Origin of the sequence: Vibrio sp. CB1-14 (assembly GCF_040412085.2) — a bacterium.
Lineage (GTDB): Bacteria > Pseudomonadota > Gammaproteobacteria > Enterobacterales > Vibrionaceae > Vibrio > Vibrio chaetopteri.
In genome coordinates this window covers 2,420,434-2,439,888 of record NZ_CP115920.1, presented here as the reverse complement: position 1 = coordinate 2,439,888, position 19,455 = coordinate 2,420,434, and the positions used below count along the sequence as shown (strand labels likewise).

Annotated in this window: 12 protein-coding genes; 7 read left to right on the top strand and 5 right to left on the bottom strand. The window is 45.9% G+C overall.

The features are described from left to right. Window positions 1–238 precede the first annotated feature (238 nt). A complete protein-coding gene (locus PG915_RS11000; protein WP_353496571.1) occupies window positions 239–2,119 on the top strand; it encodes a methyl-accepting chemotaxis protein in 1,881 nt (626 codons plus the stop codon). Window positions 2,120–2,190: 71 nt separating this feature from the next. On the opposite strand, the gene PG915_RS10995 is transcribed toward PG915_RS11000, so the two are convergent. From PG915_RS10995 to PG915_RS10985, 3 genes are all read right to left on the bottom strand, one after another. Continuing rightward, window positions 2,191–3,171, bottom strand: a complete 981-nt coding sequence (locus tag PG915_RS10995) for a lipid A deacylase LpxR family protein (RefSeq protein WP_353496570.1) — start codon at window positions 3,169–3,171, stop codon at window positions 2,191–2,193. A 226-nt stretch (window positions 3,172–3,397) separates the two neighbouring features. After that, window positions 3,398–5,674: a formate C-acetyltransferase gene (pflB, locus tag PG915_RS10990; RefSeq protein WP_353496569.1), complete on the bottom strand. Its 2,277-nt coding sequence runs from the start codon at window positions 5,672–5,674 to the stop codon at window positions 3,398–3,400. Window positions 5,675–5,935: 261 nt separating this feature from the next. Beyond that, a complete protein-coding gene (locus PG915_RS10985; protein ID WP_353496568.1) occupies window positions 5,936–7,483 on the bottom strand; it encodes a DUF3360 family protein in 1,548 nt (515 codons plus the stop codon). 428 nt (window positions 7,484–7,911) lie between these two features. Here PG915_RS10985 and PG915_RS10980 point away from each other — a divergent pair, with 428 nt between their 5' ends. From PG915_RS10980 to PG915_RS10960, 5 genes are all read left to right on the top strand, one after another. Next, on the top strand, window positions 7,912–9,375 hold the full coding sequence (locus PG915_RS10980; protein WP_353496567.1) for a flagellar sheath protein A: 1,464 nt from the start codon (window positions 7,912–7,914) through the stop codon (window positions 9,373–9,375). Window positions 9,376–9,816: 441 nt separating this feature from the next. Next, window positions 9,817–10,587: an ABC transporter ATP-binding protein gene (locus PG915_RS10975; RefSeq protein WP_353496566.1), complete on the top strand. Its 771-nt coding sequence runs from the start codon at window positions 9,817–9,819 to the stop codon at window positions 10,585–10,587. A gap of 88 nt (window positions 10,588–10,675) precedes the next feature. After that, entirely contained in the window at window positions 10,676–11,446 is a 771-nt protein-coding gene (locus PG915_RS10970) for an ABC transporter substrate-binding protein (protein WP_353496565.1), read from the top strand. 120 nt (window positions 11,447–11,566) lie between these two features. Further along, window positions 11,567–12,307: an ABC transporter permease gene (locus PG915_RS10965; protein ID WP_353496564.1), complete on the top strand. Its 741-nt coding sequence runs from the start codon at window positions 11,567–11,569 to the stop codon at window positions 12,305–12,307. Between the two features lie 3 nt (window positions 12,308–12,310). Continuing rightward, on the top strand, window positions 12,311–12,994 hold the full coding sequence (locus tag PG915_RS10960) for an ABC transporter permease (protein ID WP_353496563.1): 684 nt from the start codon (window positions 12,311–12,313) through the stop codon (window positions 12,992–12,994). A 99-nt stretch (window positions 12,995–13,093) separates the two neighbouring features. Here the strand turns inward: PG915_RS10960 and xthA are convergent, their stop codons facing one another. Then, window positions 13,094–13,900 (bottom strand): exodeoxyribonuclease III, encoded by an 807-nt coding sequence (gene xthA / locus PG915_RS10955; RefSeq protein WP_353496562.1) that lies wholly within the window; start codon window positions 13,898–13,900, stop codon window positions 13,094–13,096. 200 nt (window positions 13,901–14,100) lie between these two features. Here xthA and PG915_RS10950 point away from each other — a divergent pair, with 200 nt between their 5' ends. Further along, window positions 14,101–16,218, top strand: coding sequence for a methyl-accepting chemotaxis protein (locus PG915_RS10950; RefSeq protein ID WP_353496561.1), 2,118 nt, complete (start codon window positions 14,101–14,103; stop codon window positions 16,216–16,218). Window positions 16,219–16,319: 101 nt separating this feature from the next. Here the strand turns inward: PG915_RS10950 and PG915_RS10945 are convergent, their stop codons facing one another. Beyond that, window positions 16,320–19,454, bottom strand: a complete 3,135-nt coding sequence (locus PG915_RS10945) for an efflux RND transporter permease subunit (RefSeq protein WP_353496560.1) — start codon at window positions 19,452–19,454, stop codon at window positions 16,320–16,322. Between the last annotated feature and the right edge of the window lies 1 nt (window position 19,455).

Here is a 19,455-nt window from a genome sequence, read left to right as displayed (position 1 = left end):
TTTATTACAAAACCACACCCTACAACAGGAAAAGTGGACTCCCATTCATAGTCTGTATCGATCAATAAACGGCTTCTGTTGCTCATGGAGTGATAATGTTATAGCGTTGTTAATTATATTATTAATAAGTGGTACATAGATTGCTAGTTTGCTTAGTCTAGACCAATTTGATTGGTTGTGAATGCCGCCGTTTGTTTTGGTCGCTAGGCCAACACGCTTGTCGCTATAAGGGGTACACATGGAAGTTGCTTTATCACAAAAGCAAAAAACCTTATTCTCGATGCTCACTCTGTGGTCAGGGTTCATCATTTTGGTGCTGTTTATCTTTAACTCGCTCGCCAGTTTAAATGACAAATTTACCACCAGTAGTGGAATGAATAGAGCCAGTGCACATCTTGCTTCGACTCAAGTTCTACTCATGGATACGGTCAATCGCCGCACGACCCTATCTGCTGAAGGAATGGACGCGTTTGAGAACAGTATGGATGAGCTAGAAACGAGTGCGGAGCAAGATTTAGCTGTGTTGCAAAGCGCGGGCTTACAAGCGGAAAGTGATACGATCTCTAGTTCGCTCGAGTCGTTTATCTTCAACTTGAGCCCTTGGTTAACCTTGAAGTCTGAGTTAGGTTTTTCGGTTAATGATGGCTTGTTGGAACAGCTTCAGCAAAACAATGTCAAAATCGATGCGGCGATTAAAGAGACGGGCATGGTGACATTGACGTCGGACTTTCAAAAAGTCGTCACCAGTTTGCAAGAGTATCTAATCGACCCAAATGAGCAGAATGAGAAAGGTTTTAAGCGTGCATTGGCAGGGTTTGTTAACGCTTCAAATACCTATGCCATGCTTGAGTTGTACGAGAGAGAAGTCAAAGCCTTAGAGCTTGGCTTTACTCGAGTTGTTGAACTCTCGGGTACTTTAGTTGGCCTTGAAACTAAGCTCGATCAAGCACAAGCTACGACGTTAGCTGCATTTGACAGTGCCGCATTAGCGCTCAATCAACAAGCTCAGACGTTAAACCAAGAGGCGAACCAGGTTTCAAGCATGACCCAAATCTCGGTGGGTATTGCCTGCGCGCTCCTAGCACTATTTACTACAGCGATCTTTTTAACGATGAATGTATCTTTAGCTCGCTCTTTAAAGCAGACGTTGAATGCGCTCAAGAAGGTAGAGAAGGGCGACCTATCAACGCGACTCCCGGTCAGCAGTAATAGTCGCGATGAGTTTAATCAACTGAAGAAAGCCATTAACGTTAGCTGCGAAAATCTCGGTACCTTGGTCGATGGGGTGAAAGTCAACAGTCAGCAATTGTCTAACAACTCGGGAGAGCTGGATACTGCCCTCAATCTATTGCGCCAGCATCAAAGCCAAGTTATTGAGCAAACTCAATTGCTTGCTTCTGCAACCGAAGAGGTCAGTGTTACTACGCAAGAGATCTCGGGGTCATTAGAATACGTGGCAAGCATCAGTAAAACGTCGGCTGAGTCCGCTCAGGCTGGTGGCGAGATTATCGTGGATACGATTGCCTCCTTTGAGCAAGTAGGCGCCATTTTAGAAGATGCGGCCACTCATATTGAACAGCTAGAACAAGCGTCGCAAAAGATTGACTCAGTAATGGAAATCATTAATGGCATTGCAGAGCAAACCAACTTGCTGGCGCTGAATGCGGCGATAGAAGCGGCAAGGGCTGGGGAGCAAGGACGTGGTTTTGCCGTTGTTGCGGATGAAGTGCGAAGTCTTGCTGTAAGAACGGTTCAAGCGGTGGAAGAGATATCTGGCACCATAGATACTATGAAGCAAGAGAGCACGCAGGTGATACAGTTCATTGCTCAATCCGATTCCTCGATGCAATCAGGAAGAGAGCAAGGCAACCAAGCGAAAGCTGCGCTTGAAGAGATCATGAACAAAGCGCAAGAAGCGAGCGCTCAGACGGAAGTGATTTTTTTCTCAGTGAAAGAGTTAGCGACTACATCTCAATCGATGGCGAGCAACATGTCTCAAATCAATGAGTCTATGGGTGAGCTGGAGACAAGTAGCCAAAGCCTAAAACAAACCAGTGATGGTGTTGATAAGCGATCGACGGAGCTGTATCAGGAATGTGAAAGGTTTAAAACAGCGTAGTTTTCTGATTTGCTTGGACAATGTAAACAGCTAGAAAACAAAACAGACACTCTTGAGTGTCTGTTTTGTTTTTAAAAGAAGGCAAACAGTGAGATACCACCATTACCATATATCGATTTCGTGGCCTCTTTGTATTCTGCCGATTTCGTTCCGGCAAAGACGTTGATACCTACGTAGGTGTTGTACCAAGTCGCGCCTAATACTGCTTCACCTTGAACAGGTTGAAGTGTCACGTCATAGGCATCACTTGGTTCTGGTATACCAGGGCGGTCACCCTCTATAGTAATATCATTAAATCGATAACGGGCTTTCACGCCGAAGTAAGTAAACCACCCCCGGTTCGAAGCACCGATCATACCGGCTTTAAATGGGTTTTCTGTACCGATGTTTGCCGCACCGAAGTTGCCACCAAGCTCTGAACCAAATCGAACCATCATCCCAGTTGAAACATCGCTTCTAAAATTACCCAAGTTGGCTTCGGTGACATTCGAGACTTCCCAGTTAGTATTACCAAACAAAGGCTCTCGCTTTAAGTTTAGGTGTGTTAGATAACCAACACTGCCAACGACTTTATCTTCAATTTGATATGCCCAACCTTTCGGCTCCTTCGAGCCTACAAGGGAGTGGACTAACTGCTGAGCTCTTCCTGCAAAAGAGCCTTCGCCAGTACTACCTAAAGTCACGTTAAATCGCTGTGCCTGCTGCGGGTGCAAGCTAATGTAATTTAACTCACCATGAAAATAGCCGGCGTAAGGGCGGTCGTTAGCGATTGGAACCTCTGATTCTATATCGGAAGGTGTCCACATCTTGTGACCAAGCTGGAATTCAACTTTATCAAGTGAAGTAGCCCCCCAATAGGAGAGACTTAGGGGCTTAAAAATCGACCAGGGCTTGATGGCAGCACTGGTATAGGAAAGGAAAATTCCGTTGGTGTAGTCTTCGTCGGTACCCCAAATTCCATCGTTGTCTAGAGAAAATGAAAGGGTAGAGCGCTCAGAAGCAAGCACACAGCTGCTGGCGAGAAGCACAGGCAAAGCGATTAAGATTTTCATGATGTGTCGACTCTCTTCAAATACGGCTAGTAGAGATGTAGTTATGTAAAGTAATTGTGACACGTTTAGAAATGAGACGTCAGTGATCTATGAGTCATAAAGGTCTAACAACGTCGATTATTTGTAACTAATTCTTAGTGGGTAAGAATGGATGTAAATGATATACGAGGGGCATAAAAAAACCTCGCCGAAGCGAGGTTTTTATCTCAATCAGTATAATCGGAGATTATAGAGATTCAGTGAACGTACGTGCGATTACGTCAGCTTGCTGCTCTGCAGTTAGAGAGTTAAAGCGTACAGCGTAACCAGATACACGGATTGTTAGCTGAGGGTACTTCTCAGGGTGCTTAACTGCGTCTTCTAGAGTTTCACGGTTAAGAACGTTCACGTTTAGGTGTTGACCACCTTCAACGCCAGTTTCGTGGTGGAAGTAACCATCCATTAGACCAGCAAGGTTAGAACGTTGTGAATCTTCTTCTTTACCTAGTGCGTTTGGAACGATAGAGAAGGTGTACGAGATACCATCTTTAGCGTCAGCAAACGGTAGTTTACCTACAGAAGTAAGAGAAGCTACAGCACCTTTCTCGTCGCGACCGTGCATTGGGTTTGCACCTGGAGCGAATGGAGCGCCTGCTTTACGACCGTCTGGAGTAGTACCAGTTTTCTTACCATAAACCACGTTTGAAGTGATAGTAAGGATAGACTGTGTAGGTACTGCGTCACGGTAAGTCTTAAGCTTACGGATCTTGTTCATGAAGCTAGTTACTAGCTCACAAGCCATGTCATCAACACGTGCGTCGTTGTTACCAAATTTAGGGTAGTCGCCAGAGATGTCGAAGTCGATTGCGATACCGTCTTCGTCACGGATAGGCTTAACTTGGCCGTATTTGATAGCAGATAGAGAGTCAGCTGCAACAGATAGACCAGCAATACCACATGCCATAGTACGACGTACGTCACGGTCATGAAGTGCCATTAGAGCTGCTTCGTAGCTGTACTTGTCGTGTGAGTAGTGGATAGCGTTCAGCGCAGTCACGTATTGTGTTGCTAGCCAATCCATGAAGTTGTCTAGACCAGCCCAAACTTTGTCGAAGTCTAGAACTTCGTCAGTCATTGCTTCAGTCTTAGGACCAACTTGGATCTTAAGCTTCTCATCTACACCGCCGTTGATAACGTATAGAAGAGTTTTAGCTAGGTTTGCACGAGCGCCGAAGAACTGCATGTGCTTACCGATAACCATTGGCGATACACAACAAGCGATAGCGTAGTCATCGTTGTCGAAATCTGGACGCATTAGGTCATCGTTCTCGTACTGGATAGAAGAAGTATCGATAGATACCTTCGCACAGAACTTCTTGAAGCCAACAGGCAGCTGCTCAGACCAAAGTACAGTGATGTTTGGCTCTGGAGAAGGACCCATAGTGTATAGCGTGTTTAGGAAACGGAAGTTTGTACGCGTAACAAGCGTACGACCGTCAACACCCATACCACCCATAGATTCTGTTGCCCAGATTGGGTCGCCAGAGAATAGCTCATCGTACTCAGGAGTACGCAGGAAGCGAACCATACGTAGCTTCATTACGAAGTGGTCGATCATTTCCTGAGCTTGTTCTTCAGTGATAAGACCTGCAGCGATATCACGCTCAACGTAAACGTCTAGGAAAGTCGAAGTACGACCTAGAGACATTGCCGCGCCGTTTTGAGATTTAACAGCAGCTAGGTAACCGAAGTAAGTCCACTGGATTGCTTCTTGTGCAGTCGTCGCAGGACCAGAAATGTCGAAGCCGTAAGAAGCTGCCATTTCTTTTAGTTGACCTAGCGCGCGGTGTTGCTCTTGAAGCTCTTCACGCAACTGCATAGTCATTTGTAGATCGTCGCCAGCTTCTAGTTTCTCTTGAGTAGAGTGGAACTGAGCAACTTTGTCCTTCATTAGGAAGTCTACGCCGTACAGTGCTACACGACGGTAGTCACCGATGATACGACCACGGCCGTATGCATCTGGAAGACCAGTCAAAACACCAGACTTACGACATTTTAGGATGTCAGGAGAGTAAACATCGAAAACACCTTGGTTGTGTGTTTTACGGTACTCTGAGTAGATTTTAGATACTTGTGGGTCAAGCGTACGACCGTATGCTTTACAAGAACCTTCGATCATGCGCACGCCGCCGTTAGGCATGATTGCACGCTTAAGAGGCGCTTCAGTTTGTAGACCAACGATTGTTTCTAGGTCTTTGCTGATGTAGCCCGCATCATGTGAAGTGATGGTAGAGATAACAGAAGTATCAAAATCAACAGGAGCGTGAGTGCTGTTTTCCTGCTTGATACCTTCCATTACTTTAGCCCAAAGCGTGTTAGTCGCTTCAGTACCTTCAGAAACTAGGAAAGACTCGTCGCCTTCATAAGGAGCGTAGTTCTTCTGAATGAAGTCACGTACGTTTACTTCGTTTTGCCAGTCACCTGCAGCAAAACCTTCCCAAGCTTTAGCAAATTGCTCTGCCATGACATACCTACCTTTTTAGTAGAAAAAACACGTACTGTGCGTTTTATACGCATGCCCTTCAGAGGAAGAGCCAGTACCATTGAATAAAAATATCGTATAACCACTTATGGTTAGTATGGTTATAGATATTGTCATTCCTGACGCTAAAATCAAGCCTACACTAAAAATAAATTGTAAAACTTAAACTAAATCAATAAATCTTAAAAAACTGTGATAAAAATTTGGGCAGTGAATGTCACTGCCCAAATAATCAACTAGATATTATAGGAAAGCTGGAATACCGTACTGGCCTTCTAGCATACCTACAGCAAGCATTGCTACTAGACAGATTACAAATACACCGACTGGGATGACAATCTTATCTACAAAAGATAGACGAGAAGCACGCTCTTTGTCACCGATCAGGCCATTATTATCTAGGAACATGGTCAGAGCCCATGCTAGTACTGGGTTTGCAACTACCGATGCAAAGATACAGATACCCGCAGCTTGAGAATCTTTAGTCTCTTTAACCATCTGCATGCCCGCTTCTAGTAGCGGAAGGAATACACCTACCAGAAGAGCAATACGCATTACTGGTGGCCATACCGCAACGTCCATTGGGAAACCAAGGATTGCCACGATGATACATAGTGAACCAAGAAGGATCGCACCGCCTGGAATAGGACGCTTAGCGATAGCAGCTGGGATCATGTAAGTACCCCAAGAAGACGTGATGTTACCACCACCCACTGCCGTACCAACCATCTGACGCACAGAACACATAGTCATAGTGTCATCAACGTCCATAAGAACTTTTTCAGTTTTACGTGGGTAGTTCAGCTCTTGGAAGATACGGTGACCTAGGAAGTCAGGAGACCACATCGCTACAGCAAGAATCGCAAACGGTAGAGAGGCAATGAAGTGTTGTAGGTTAGGAAGACCTAGCATCCAACCCTCTTCTGTGCTGCCCCACCAGTAAACTGGGTTAAGGTTAGGTAGGCCCATTTCCGTTTCAAACGTTAAGTCGAAGCCTGCACCTAGACCAAGCGCAAGAAGTAGACCCGTTACCGCACATACTGGAATTGCCAACCAACGCATGTTGATTTTTGCAAGGTATGCGTAAACAGCAATGTTGATGCCTAATACGATTAGACCAATGTAACCCATGCTGCCAGCTTCAATGTCCGCAGACTGAAGACTTACAGCCCACTCTTGGATTGAACCGATTTGGCTCATAGTACCGGTAAAGCCTAGGAAGATTAAGAGGCCACCTGCAGTACCTTGAGAGGTGAGGTTAACCAGCTTAGAACCACCTTTAAAGTAGCTAAGTAGCAGACCGAACACACCAAGAAGAATAGCAAGAGCAAGAGGGTGAGCACCGGCAAGCGCGATAGAACCGATAAGCGGAATCATCGGGCCATGGTTACCTGCAAGGTTGGCACGTGGGTTGATGAAACCTGATGCGAGAATACAGAACAATAACGCTGGGATCAGCATTTCAACACGAGCTACCTCGATGGCAAATTCTTTGCCAAGGTTTACGTGATCCCAAGCGGCGGTTAGACCGTCTGCCCATGACATCATTACCGCTGAGTACATTGCGATAATGCCGATAGTACCAGCTAGAGCAGGTACCAAATCTTCGAGTTCAAAGCGGAAGTCGCGGCCTGGTAGGTTAAGACCAAAGCGGCGCGGTTTCATGATTTGAAGTTCGTGGTCTAGGTATTCAGAGCGGCTGGCAAACTCAGATGCTGGACGGTGAAGCTCTTGATAGCTCTTAGTCTCGATATCCGAATCAGAATGCGCTTTGTTAACTGCGTCTGACATAGATTCCTCATTTATATATAAAGTTAGTCGTTTGGCTTGATATGCGAACTCAATTCACCGTTCGCCTCGGCTAGGAGGTACACGTGGTTAACGTGCTAAGGATAGACAACATTCTAAAAGTCGGGTGAATAATTCGTGCTATATCAATGCTGCCGAGTCTAACAAGCAACACTAACGCCTTGATTGATCTTGATCACTTTAAGAAAAAATGTGAAAGAAAACTACAACAGTTGTTTGAATTGGCGCACTTTATTAACAATCTCCGTAACTGACTTTCAGTAACTTTCCCTACATTCCAATTACATTCATAAAGTGAATTGCACGTTTTATCGCCGCTAGAAAAACTTGGCACAGAGTTTGCGACACTGACAGCATATGAGAGAGAGTGGCAACACTTTGCCGCCAGGATATGAATTAGGAATGTAACTATGAAAAAAGCAATAATGTTGCCACTCGTCGCAGCAATTTCAGGAGTCATGGTTGGCTGTGGTGGTGGCGGTGGTGGTGGTAGTTCAACACCACCAGGGCCAAGTTATACCTATTATACATTTAGCTTTTATAAATCAGCAGAAGTTGTTTATAACCCTTCTTCAAGTTGTACGGTTTACGATCTTCGCGAAGACAATGGCGAGAATAAGGCATTGAACTACTACGCTATTGGCAGTTCGTTGGATGCATTCCTTAAGGCTGTTTACTCAGATGCAGAAGGAAATCAGATTGGTTCTGAAGTTTCAGCTACAAATGGCAAGCTCAAGGTTGCATTGGAAAGTATTCCTGACGATGGTTACGTGACCCTACAAGAGCAATATGGCAATCAAGTATTTGCACAGTCGTTTTCAAAAGAAGTGCTTAGTTCTGATTCGAGTATGAGAAGCACTTATTTATCAGTTCGTAATCCTGCTTCACAAGGTTCATGTTTGACAGGAGGCAATGACACCCCAACGACAGTTACCAACCTTGCTTATACCAATGATGAGGCCGCAACAGGTAATCCAAACATCCAGCTTTACTTTGATTCACAGTTAGAGACTATTACGAGCACCAATAATACGTTGGACTCGATTGAAGGCGTTAGAAATGAAAGCACGATGATCAGTCAGTATCGTACTACTGATCGTAGCCAGCTGTTCCAATATGGCTTTGATGGTTGGAATGGGAATAGCATGAAGTTCACTGGTAATCTTGGTACTGTGGATACATCTAAGTCACAGATTGTTAGTACAACACCCGTGATAGACTTGAACGCCATTTACAATAACTTTATGTATGAACTTGCTGAACTGCCAGTGAGTGGTAACCAAGCTGTTTATTATCATCCCGATGAAAGGCTTGGCGAAACGTGGGCTTATAGTATGAGTGGCTCCATTGCTGCTGCAGGCTGGGAAGCAAGCTACCAGGATGTCATTAGCACAACGTGGTCGATCTCTATCGATGACGAAGGACTGTTTATGTCTAACAATGCTAACGACGCGAAACCAACAGTTTCGAATGAAACTGTAGATGTACGAACCAGTATTGCAGTAGATACAGAAAAAGGTCTTCAACGTATTGCCTATGAGCAAGGTCAAGGTGGTTATCTAGTTAAGCATGCTGTTTATACTCACGTATCTCCAACAGTTAAAATTCCTCAGCTTGACCTAAGTGAATTCAGCAGTAGTGTGGCAGATAGTCTGAGAATTACTTCCTCATCTAAGATCTCACAGTCTTATTTGTTTACTGAAAACGATAAGGACATGGCTCTTTCAGACTTTATGACGGCATTTAGACATGGTGGTGATGGTAATGTAGACAATGACAATATGAGCATTGTGAAATCATTACAAGACATGAGATACACGTTGAACAATATAGCGCAAACAAGATCGTACTATCTACATCGTTACGACAACTAATAGTTAGCAGTGTTTTTTAAGCCCTCTCACCATGAGAGGGCTTTTTTGATCTAACTATCAAAAAACTCAACTAGCTCATTCTATTTACTAATGACCTATAAGTTGGTCTTATTCACTATTAAATAACTTTCAATTAGAGGATTTAACTAAAATCTAGCTCACCCTTGTAACAAAGATGCAATAAAATGCACAAAAGAACAAAAAATCACCAATGACTAAATGTGCAGCATTCAGTAAACTTTATTCACATTTTCCAGCGATAAAAACTTCAATTTGCATAATTTGTCAGATACAATGCCTGCGTAGTCAACAAATACAGGTTAATAGTTTGTTGCAAGTTATACTTTCTAGTGCTAGCTTGTATCGAATAAATAAAAGGTCGGAGTACCTTTGCCTAGCAAATAGGCTTAGCAGTCAATAATATACAGGGAGCACAAGCGCATGAATGAAGTACCCGCGCTGGACATAAAAGAACTGCACAAGACCTTTGGTCAAAATGAAGTTTTAAAAGGGATTTCCCTTGCTGCACATAAAGGTGATGTCATCTCAATTATTGGCTCATCAGGCTCCGGGAAGAGCACCTTTCTACGTTGTATCAACCTACTGGAAACGCCAACAGAGGGTGAAATTTGGGTTAATGGTGAATTGATCCAAATGAAGAAAAACCGTCAGGGCGAGTCACTTCCTGCTAATGAAAAACAAGTTCAGCGAATCCGTTCTCGCTTGGCGATGGTTTTTCAGGGTTTCAATCTTTGGTCGCACATGACCGTTCTTGAGAACATCATTGAAGCGCCAATCCACGTTTTGGGTGTACCAAAAGCGCTAGCTATCGAAAATGCAGAACTACTTCTGAAGAAAGTAGGGCTTTATGAGCGCCGTGATTACTATCCAGGACACCTTTCTGGTGGTCAGCAGCAACGTGCAGCGATTGCGCGTGCATTGGCGGTAGAGCCAGAGGTAATGCTGTTCGATGAGCCAACCTCGGCTCTTGACCCTGAATTGGTCGGTGAAGTCTTAGGCGTTATGCAAGATCTGGCGGAAGAAGGCAGAACCATGCTCGTAGTAACACACGAAATGGCGTTTGCTCGTGACGTATCTAACCACGTGATGTTCTTGCACCAAGGCCGAGTAGAAGAGCAGGGCGACCCTGCAAAACTGTTCACCAACCCAGAATCAGAACGTCTACAACAATTTATTTCATCTATCTACTAATATAGAAGATGGCCTTCTGGGCTAAGACCCAGAAAACTCGATAAAAACACAACACAAAAACAAAAATTTCAATCACAGGAGTATGGAAATGAAAAAGTGGTTAATGGTAGCAGCACTGGCTGCGACAGCTGCAACTGGAGTAGCACAAGCTAAGGAATGGAAAACTGTGCGCTTTGGTATCGAAGGTGCGTATCCTCCATTTAGCTGGACTGAAGCCGATGGTTCTTTAAAAGGTTTCGACGTTGATATGGCTAACGCGCTTTGTGAAGAGCTAAAAGCGAAGTGTGTTATCGTTCCTCAAGATTGGGATGGCATCATTCCTTCACTACTTGCTCGTAAATACGACGCAATCATTGCTGCGATGTCTATTACTGAAGAGCGTAAGAAGAAAATTGACTTCACTGGTAAATACGCTCAAATCCCGAACAAATTCATTGCTAAAAAAGGCGCAGGTCTTAACTTCGACAACCTTAGCGGCGCGAAAATTGGTGTACAACGTGCAACAACGCACGACAAGTACCTAACAGACAACTATGGCGATCAAGTAGAAATCGTACGTTACGGTTCATTTGACGAAGCTTACCTAGACCTTGCTAACGGTCGTATCGTCGCGGTACTGGGTGACGCCTCTGCTCTAGAAGAAGGCGTGATCAACAAAGATGGCGGTGAAGCTTATGAGTTCGTAGGTCCATCTCTAACTGACGCTAAGTGGTTCGGTGAAGGTATGGGTATTGCGGTACGTAAGCAAGACAAAGACCTAACGAAGCAACTTGACGCTGCAATCACTTCTCTACGCGCTAGCGGTAAGTACGACGAGATTGCATCTAAGTACTTCAACTACGATGTTTACGGTCAATAATCAGACTGTTTAACAAAAGACGAGGGCTTGAGCTAGTCTCAAGCCCTTTTTACTAAAGGGCGAGTCACAGGCCTTTTGGTAAGACTGACCAACAATTTTGCTGTGCTGTTGGAAGGAACTATGCTCGATTTACAAGGATATGAAGCCTCAATACTAAAAGGGGCCGTACTCACCATAGAAGTGGCATTATTGTCACTGATTCTCGCTATGGTGCTGGGTATGTTAGGTGCGCTTGCTAAGATGGCACCTTACAAATGGGCGCGTGCGATTGCGACCCTTTACACGACTATCATCCGAGGCATTCCAGACCTCGTACTTATGATGCTGATTTTCTTCGGCGGACAAATTCTTCTCAACAACAGTTTGTATGCGACAAACGAGTGGTTGAATGAGTGGTTTGCTTCAAGCGACCCTAACCATGAGTGGACATCGTATCTTCCAGATTATATTGATGTGTCGCCTTTCATCGCCGGCGTTCTGACTATTGGCTTCATTTTTGGCGCCTACATGGCAGAAACCTTCCGCGGTGCGATCATGGCTGTGGACAAAGGTGAACTGGAAGCAGCAAAAGCCTATGGCATGAGCTCCACACTGGCTTTTCGACGCATTCTACTACCGCAGATGATTCGCCATGCCTTACCAGGTTTTGGTAACAACTGGCTGGTACTACTTAAAACCACGGCGCTAGTCTCGATCATTGGTCTTGAAGACATGGTGCGTGTGAGTTCGCTCGCGGCCGGTACCACGAAGATGCCGTTTACGTTCTACATGGCCGTTGCCATCATCTTCTTAATCTTCACAAGTGTCTCTACCGGATTTCTCAAATTGGTTGAGCGCAAATTTAGTATTCACGTGAGGTAGGCTATGGACTTTTCTCTGATTATCGACAGCTTGCCTATCTATTTTGATGGCCTTTGGACCACAGTTTGGCTGGTGCTATCAGCACTTGTCATTGGCTTGTGTGTTGCCATCCCACTTGCGATAGCACGTAACAGCGACAATTACTTGTTAAGTTTGCCTTCATGGGGCTTTATCTACTTCTTCCGTGGCACACCGCTGCTGGTTCAGCTTTACCTGATTTATTACGGTATGGATCAATTTTTCCCAGTGAAAGATACCCTTTGGGAGCATGCCTGGTTCTGCGCGCTGGTGGCATTTGTGCTTAATACTTCTGCTTATACCGCGGAAATTATCCGTGGTGCCATCAACGGCTTGCCACGTGGTGAAGTTGAAGCGGCAAAGGCATATGGCATGAGCACTTGGAAAACATATTGCCGTATCATTTTGCCATCGGCATTAAGACGTGCACTTCCTGCTTACAGTAACGAAGTGATCTTTATGCTTCACGGATCCGCCGTGGCTGGTATCGTGACCATTATGGATCTAACGGGGGCTGCTCGTTTGGTGAACTCTCGTTACTACGCGCCATTTGAGTCGTTCTTGGCGGCGGGTATGTTCTATATGGCACTGACGTTTATTATTCTGTGGTGCTTTAAGAAGGCTGAAAAACGTTTCTTGGCGTATATGAGGCCGCTTGGCTCTCAGTAGCACTTAAGCCAAAAAGAGTCAGCGTTAAGACAAAAGAAAGGGGGCGATATCATTGGATATCGCCCCCTTTATACTTTCTTTATTCGGCTAAACGGCAAATTACGAGAAGGTAGACCAAATCGGCGCGTGATCAGACGGCTTTTCAATGCCGCGTAGCTCGTAATCGATGTCCGCTTCCACACACTTTGCTGCGAGGCTTGGTGTTGCTAAAACTACATCAATGCGAAGACCGCGATTGTCATCAAATCCGCGAGAGCGGTAATCAAACCATGAGAACTTGTCGTCAGCATCTGGGTGAAGTTGACGGAAGGTGTCCACGAAGCCCCAATCAAGTAGCGTTTTTAGCCACTTACGCTCTTCCGGTTGGAATGAACACTTGCCTGTTTTCAGCCAACGCTTACGGTTAGGCTCACCGATACCAATATCAAGATCGATTGGGCTGATGTTAATGTCACCCATCACGATGACTTGCTCGTCATTGTTGTGGTACCCGTTAAGGTAAGTCATCAAATCTTGGTAGAACTCACGCTTGTACGGGTATTTCGTCTCGTGTGCGATGTTGTCACCTTGAGGGAAGTAACCGTTAAGTACCGTGACTTTCTCTCCATTCTCATCCTCAAACGTCGCCATGATCATACGCTTCTGATGGTCTTCGTTATCGGTTGGAAAACCTTTTTGCACCGAAATAGGCTCTTTCTTGCAAAGCATAGCCACACCGTAGTGTGCTTTTTGACCGTGAAAGTAAACTTTGTAGCCCATCTCTTCAACGGCTTCGACTGGGAAGGCTTCATCGTGAACTTTGATTTCTTGAAGACCGATGACATCTGGCTGATGCTTGTCAATTAGGGCTTGCAGTTGATGCAGTCTTGCGCGCAGACCATTGATATTAAAGCTGATGACTTTCATTTCTCACTAATCCTGTGATTTTTGAATCGAAAGCAAAATACTAGCATTCTGGCTCAAACACATCCATCGAATTACTTTAAAGACAGCAATATCTAGGTTGAGCTAAAGATGTAAAAATGCTGTAATAAAACGCTCAATAAATAAGACCCTCGGTCGATACAAAAACAATACATGCTCCCCGTTTGCAAAAAGGATGTACTATGCGAACTCTCTCCGTGCAGTGGAAAATCACGGTACTAGCAGGCTTATGCTTGCTGTTCACCTCTATCGCCTTAATTGGCTTTTCACTTTATAACGCCGTTAATAGCCAGCAGTCGATTCAAGCTATGAGCTCACAGTCAGTTTCTGAGAAATCTCAGGCACTGTTAGAAGCGCAAGCTGAGATCAACGCTCGCGAAGTAAAAGCCTACTTCGATGAAGCGGTCTACCGAGCCGAAATGCTGATTGCGAACGCCAAGTTTCAAAAGTTCAACGCCGAAGAGAACTTCTTGCCAAGTGAAGACTTGCGAGTGGCACTGGATGAGATGGTACGTCAGGCCGTGATTCAGTTTCCCTCCATACAAGGCGCGTACTTGGTATTTAAGCCAAATCAACTCGACGGCGAGGACAGCAACTATGAGGGAGCCGATTACGTAGGTTCCAACGAAATCGGTCAGTTTGCGACGTATTGGCAAATTGCTGCAACGGGTGAAAACGCAGTCCGTACGGTGCTAACTAAACAGATTCAAAACGCGATGGAAAATGCCGAGCGTTTTTACTGCCCATTAGCAAGTGGCGCTGCGTGTGTGAGCACACCTAGGCTTACCCAAGTTGGTGAAGCCCAGCATCTGACTTCTTCTTTGTCACTGCCTATTGACGTTGATAACCAAGTGATTGGCTTTTTAGGTATTGATTTACAGCTAACTCAGCTGGCGAAAACGGTGCTTGATTCGGATTCCAGTCTGTTTAATGGCAGCGGTCACGTCAACATTATCAGCTTAGATGAAAGCGTCATTGCCAGTGACAATACAGATATCGCGGCAGGCTCTCGTTACCAAAGTCAGGTACTAAGCGCAGACCAAATTACTGACCTAATGTTTGGTGAGCAAGCTGAGACACTATGGAGTGCTGACAATCAATGGTTAACTGTGTTTAGCCCAGTAAGTATTGCCAACCAAACTTGGGGTGTATTCTTTGATATGCCACGTGATAGCGTCCTTCACGATGCGATTACTCTAGATAGCATTATTTCTCAGCAGTTAAGTGATGGTATTGTATTTGAGGTCATCGTCGGGACAGGTTTCGTTCTCGTTGGCTTAATCATTATTAGCGTAATGTCATCGCGTCTGGTGAAGCCAATTCGTGAAGTGGTTGTCCGCCTAGAGGATATTGCCAGCGGTGAAGGCGATCTTACCCAACGTTTGGATGTGAAATCACAAGACGAAATTGGCCAACTAGCGAAACAATTCAATGCGTTTCTAGCCAAACTGCAAATCACAATCCAGCAAGTGGCCGTGACCACGGAGAAAATCAGTGGCACTGCTGAATCAGCGAACCAAACCGCAATCGCAACAAGAGAGAGCAGTGAAGCGCAGTTTCGCGAAGTAGACCTAGTCGCAACCGCATCAGAAGAGATGACGCAAACAGCCGCGTTGGTGGTTCAAAATGCGGAAGTGGCGGTAGAAGCGGCATCAACAGCCAATGAATCGGCAAGTCAAGGTCAAGAAGTGGCGGAGCTATCAGCGAGTGAAATGGTTCGCTTGGTTGAGCAGATGAAAGTGACTGTGCCAGTAGTGGAAGAGCTTGCCAAAAATAACGCCAATATCACCGAGATTTTGGCGGTGATTGAAGGCATTTCTGAACAAACCAACCTACTTGCACTTAATGCTGCTATCGAAGCTGCGCGTGCTGGTGAGCAGGGTCGTGGTTTTGCTGTTGTTGCTGATGAGGTTCGTAGCCTTGCGAGTCGTACACAAGACTCGGTAGGTGAAATTCAGCAAGTCATCGAACGCGTTCAAAAAGGCACGGCAGATGTGGTTGCGGCTATGCAAGAGAGCTCTAACCTTGCGGACTCAACATCAAATCATGTTCAGCAAGCGGTATCCGCACTGAGCCGCATTTTTGAGTCGATCTCTGCTATCAACGACATGAACTCACAAATTGTTCGCGCAGCAGAAGAGCAACAATCCGTATCGAGTGAAGTGAACCAGAACGTGAGTAACATTCGTGATTTGAGCGCGAAGATCCTTGAAAACGCCGGTGAAGCCGAAAAGGTGGGGCAAGAGATCAATACGCTGTCGGATACGCAGCAATCACTGATGAATCAGTTCAAAGTGTAAAACAACTCAGAGCGGGACAATCAAAACACAAAAGGCGCACTTCTCAAGAGTGCGCCTTTTTCGTGATTGAAAGTAGGGGAATCTTCAATCAGCTCTTTTGGTTAGGCGACTTTCTCGGCTGCGATGTTCACTTTGCCAAATCGCTCTCGCATGCGCTGAAGCATGACCCACACAACAGGCACAACCAAGCAGCCCAGTACTGTTGCAGCCAGCATGCCGCCAAAAGTACTGTAGCCCACCGCGCGGCGAGCACCGTCACCGGCACCGGTCGCAATCACCAAAGGCACAACGCCTAGAATGAATGAGAAGGCCGTCATCAACACCGCACGAAAACGCAGTTTAGTCGCAGAGACGGCAGCATCGACAATCGACACACCCTGAGTTTCACGTAGCTCTTTGGCAAATTCGACAATCAATATCGCATTTCGACTTGCCATACCAACCATGAGTACCAAGCCTACTTGGGTGTAGATATTGATGTCACCGCCCATAATCCAAGTGTGGAACAGAGCGCCAAAAACGGCGGTCGGCACGCAAAGAATAATCGCCAGTGGCGTCACCCATGACTCATATTGCGCCACCAAGAACAGGAAGGTAAACAGCATCGCCATACCAAACATAATCGGTGCTGCGTTGCCTGCTTTTTGCTCTTGATAGGTTAAGCCGGACCAATCGTACTTGTAACCACTAGGTAAGGAGCTATCCGCAATACTTGCCATTGCCGCCACTGCCTGACCTGAGCTGTATCCTGGTGCTGCGACACCATTAATCATCAATGAACTGTAGAGGTTGAAACGCTCTACCGCTTCAGCACCTAGCACATTGCTGATCTCGATAAGCGAGTTGAGCGGCACCATTTTTCCATCGTTTGAGCGCACGTAGTAGCTCGAGATGTCACTGCTGTCTGAGCGGCTTTGTGCTTCCGACTGCAAGAACACCTTATAGTTACGACCAAACTCAGTGAAATCGTTCACATACAAACCACCAAGGTAGGTTTGAAGCGTCATGTAGACTGATTGCAAATCCACATTGGTCGATTTGATTTTATCTCGTTTCAGCTTTACCTCAACTTGTGGCGTGTTAGCGCGGAACATGGTGTAAGTAAAATCAATAGCTGGATGTGCCATCGCTTTCGCCATTAATTCATCGCCTACAGCGGCAAGCTCTGCAGGAGAGCGTCCCAAGGTATCTTCAAGGCGCATTTCGAAGCCAGAATTCATACCAAGCGCGGGAATTGGCGGCGCGAAGAAGCTAATGATATCGGCATTTTTGATTTGGTTGAGCTTGTCCTGTACTCGTCCCATGATGGCTTTCATGTGCAAGTTGGCATCGGTACGCTCAGACCAGTGGTCGAGATTAACGATCATCATTGCAGAGTTCGACGCCGCTGCGTTGCCAAGCAAGCTAAAGCCCGGCGCAGATACCACGCTTGCTACGCCTTGTTCTTGAAGAACCATCTCAATGGCATCACGGGTGATCTGCTCGGTACGCGCCAGTGAAGCTGCTTGAGGCAGCTCAATATTGACAAAGAAGTTGCCGGAGTCCTCATCGGGTAAGAAGCCGCTTGGCATCTTATAGCCCATAAGCACAATGGCAATGATCATTACGCCAAAGCCAATCATGCTAAGTGTGAGTCGCTTAATCATCAGCGTGACGGTGTTACCAAGCCCTGCCGTTGCCTTATCTAAATATTTGTTGAAGGCTTGCAACCATTTGCCCGGTTTGGGACCGCCCGGACGCATCAAAATTGCGGCAAGTGCAGGCGTCAACGTAAGAGCGTTGACAGTAGAAATCGCAATCGAGACCGAAAGCGTAATACCAAACTGCTGATAAAGCTGACCAGTCAGTCCTGGCATCATAGTCACGGGACCAAATACCGCGAACAGCACTAAGGCAGAGGCCAGGATAGGCCCTGTGACTTCTTGCATCGCTTTGATAGTGGCATCCATGGCAGAAAGATCTTCTTCTGCCATCAAGCGCTCAACGTTTTCCACGACGATGATCGCAGCATCCACCACTGCACCAATAGAAAGTACCAAGCCCAGCAGTGTTAGCATGTTCATTGACATGCCCATCGCTTGCATAACCGCAAATGTCGCAATAACCGAAACAGGAATGGCAATCACAGGGATGATAGTCGTACGCCAATCTTGTAGAAAAATGTAAGTCACTGCGGTCACCAAGATAATGGCAATCACAAGCGTTTCCATAACTTCGGCGATGGATACTTTAACAAACTCGGTTTGGTTATATGGAATTTGGTAATCAATACCTTGGGGGAAGCGCGATTTGAGCTCTTCCATCTTGGCGTAAATGCCTTCCGATATCTCTAGTGCGTTGGCGCCAGGCGCTTGATAGATGGCGAGTAAGGCAGCATCCGATTGGTCGTACATCGCTTTTACAATGTACTGTTGTGAGCCAAGCTCTACGCGTCCAAGGTCGGAGATGCGAACCAGCTTACCTGAGGTATCGGCTTTGACGACAATGTCTTCAAATTGCTGTTCATGGCGAAGGCGGCCTTCTGTGCGCACCACCATTTGGAACGGTGAAGTTTCAGTGGCGTAAGGCGCTGCGCCAACGCTACCTGCAGGGCGAATCACGTTTTGCTCACCAATCGCACTAGCGACGTCTTCTGGCACAATGCCAAGACTTGCCATCTTCAGTGGATCGAGCCAAATACGCATTGCGTATTCCATGTCACCAATATTGCGAACCTTAGACACGCCATTAACACGTGCCAGCTCGTCTTTGATGTTCATGTTGGCGTAGTTGTTGAGGAACAGGCCATCTTTGGATTGGTCAGGTGAGTGCACCATCACAGCCATCATGATGTTAGACGCGGTCTTTTCAACTTTAACACCAGAGCGTTTCACTTCCTCCGGAAGTTTTGCCATAGCGCGGTTAACGCGGTTCTGAACTAGAATTTGCGCTTTGTCAGCATCAAAGCCCACTTCGAACGCAACTGTGAGAATGTAGTTTCCATCACTGGCAGATTTAGAGCGCATGTATATCATGCCCTCTACACCGTTGACTTCTTTCTCAATTTCAGTTGCAACCGTGTCACGCAGTACTTCGGCGTTTGCTCCGGTAAATTCGGTGGAGACTTCGATCTCCGGTGGGGCAACGTTAGGGTACTGTTCGACCGGTGCCTTGAGCAGCGCAATTAGACCAATAATGGTCATGATGATGCTCAGTACAATGGCAAACTTAGGGCGACGAATGAAATACTCAACCATG

Bases quoted from the DNA above. Each gene is read 5' to 3' on its own strand.
- PG915_RS10975 (WP_353496566.1), top strand. From the start codon at position 9,817: ATGAATGAAGTACCCGCGCTGGACATAAAAGAACTGCACAAGACCTTT.
- PG915_RS10950 (WP_353496561.1), top strand. From the start codon at position 14,101: ATGCGAACTCTCTCCGTGCAGTGGAAAATCACGGTACTAGCAGGCTTA.
- PG915_RS10970 (WP_353496565.1), top strand. From the start codon at position 10,676: ATGAAAAAGTGGTTAATGGTAGCAGCACTGGCTGCGACAGCTGCAACT.
- PG915_RS10985 (WP_353496568.1), bottom strand. From the start codon at position 7,483: ATGTCAGACGCAGTTAACAAAGCGCATTCTGATTCGGATATCGAGACT.
- PG915_RS10980 (WP_353496567.1), top strand. From the start codon at position 7,912: ATGAAAAAAGCAATAATGTTGCCACTCGTCGCAGCAATTTCAGGAGTC.
- PG915_RS10965 (WP_353496564.1), top strand. From the start codon at position 11,567: ATGCTCGATTTACAAGGATATGAAGCCTCAATACTAAAAGGGGCCGTA.
- PG915_RS11000 (WP_353496571.1), top strand. From the start codon at position 239: ATGGAAGTTGCTTTATCACAAAAGCAAAAAACCTTATTCTCGATGCTC.
- pflB (WP_353496569.1), bottom strand. From the start codon at position 5,674: ATGGCAGAGCAATTTGCTAAAGCTTGGGAAGGTTTTGCTGCAGGTGAC.
- PG915_RS10945 (WP_353496560.1), bottom strand. From the start codon at position 19,454: ATGGTTGAGTATTTCATTCGTCGCCCTAAGTTTGCCATTGTACTGAGC.
- PG915_RS10960 (WP_353496563.1), top strand. From the start codon at position 12,311: ATGGACTTTTCTCTGATTATCGACAGCTTGCCTATCTATTTTGATGGC.
- xthA (WP_353496562.1), bottom strand. From the start codon at position 13,900: ATGAAAGTCATCAGCTTTAATATCAATGGTCTGCGCGCAAGACTGCAT.
- PG915_RS10995 (WP_353496570.1), bottom strand. From the start codon at position 3,171: ATGAAAATCTTAATCGCTTTGCCTGTGCTTCTCGCCAGCAGCTGTGTG.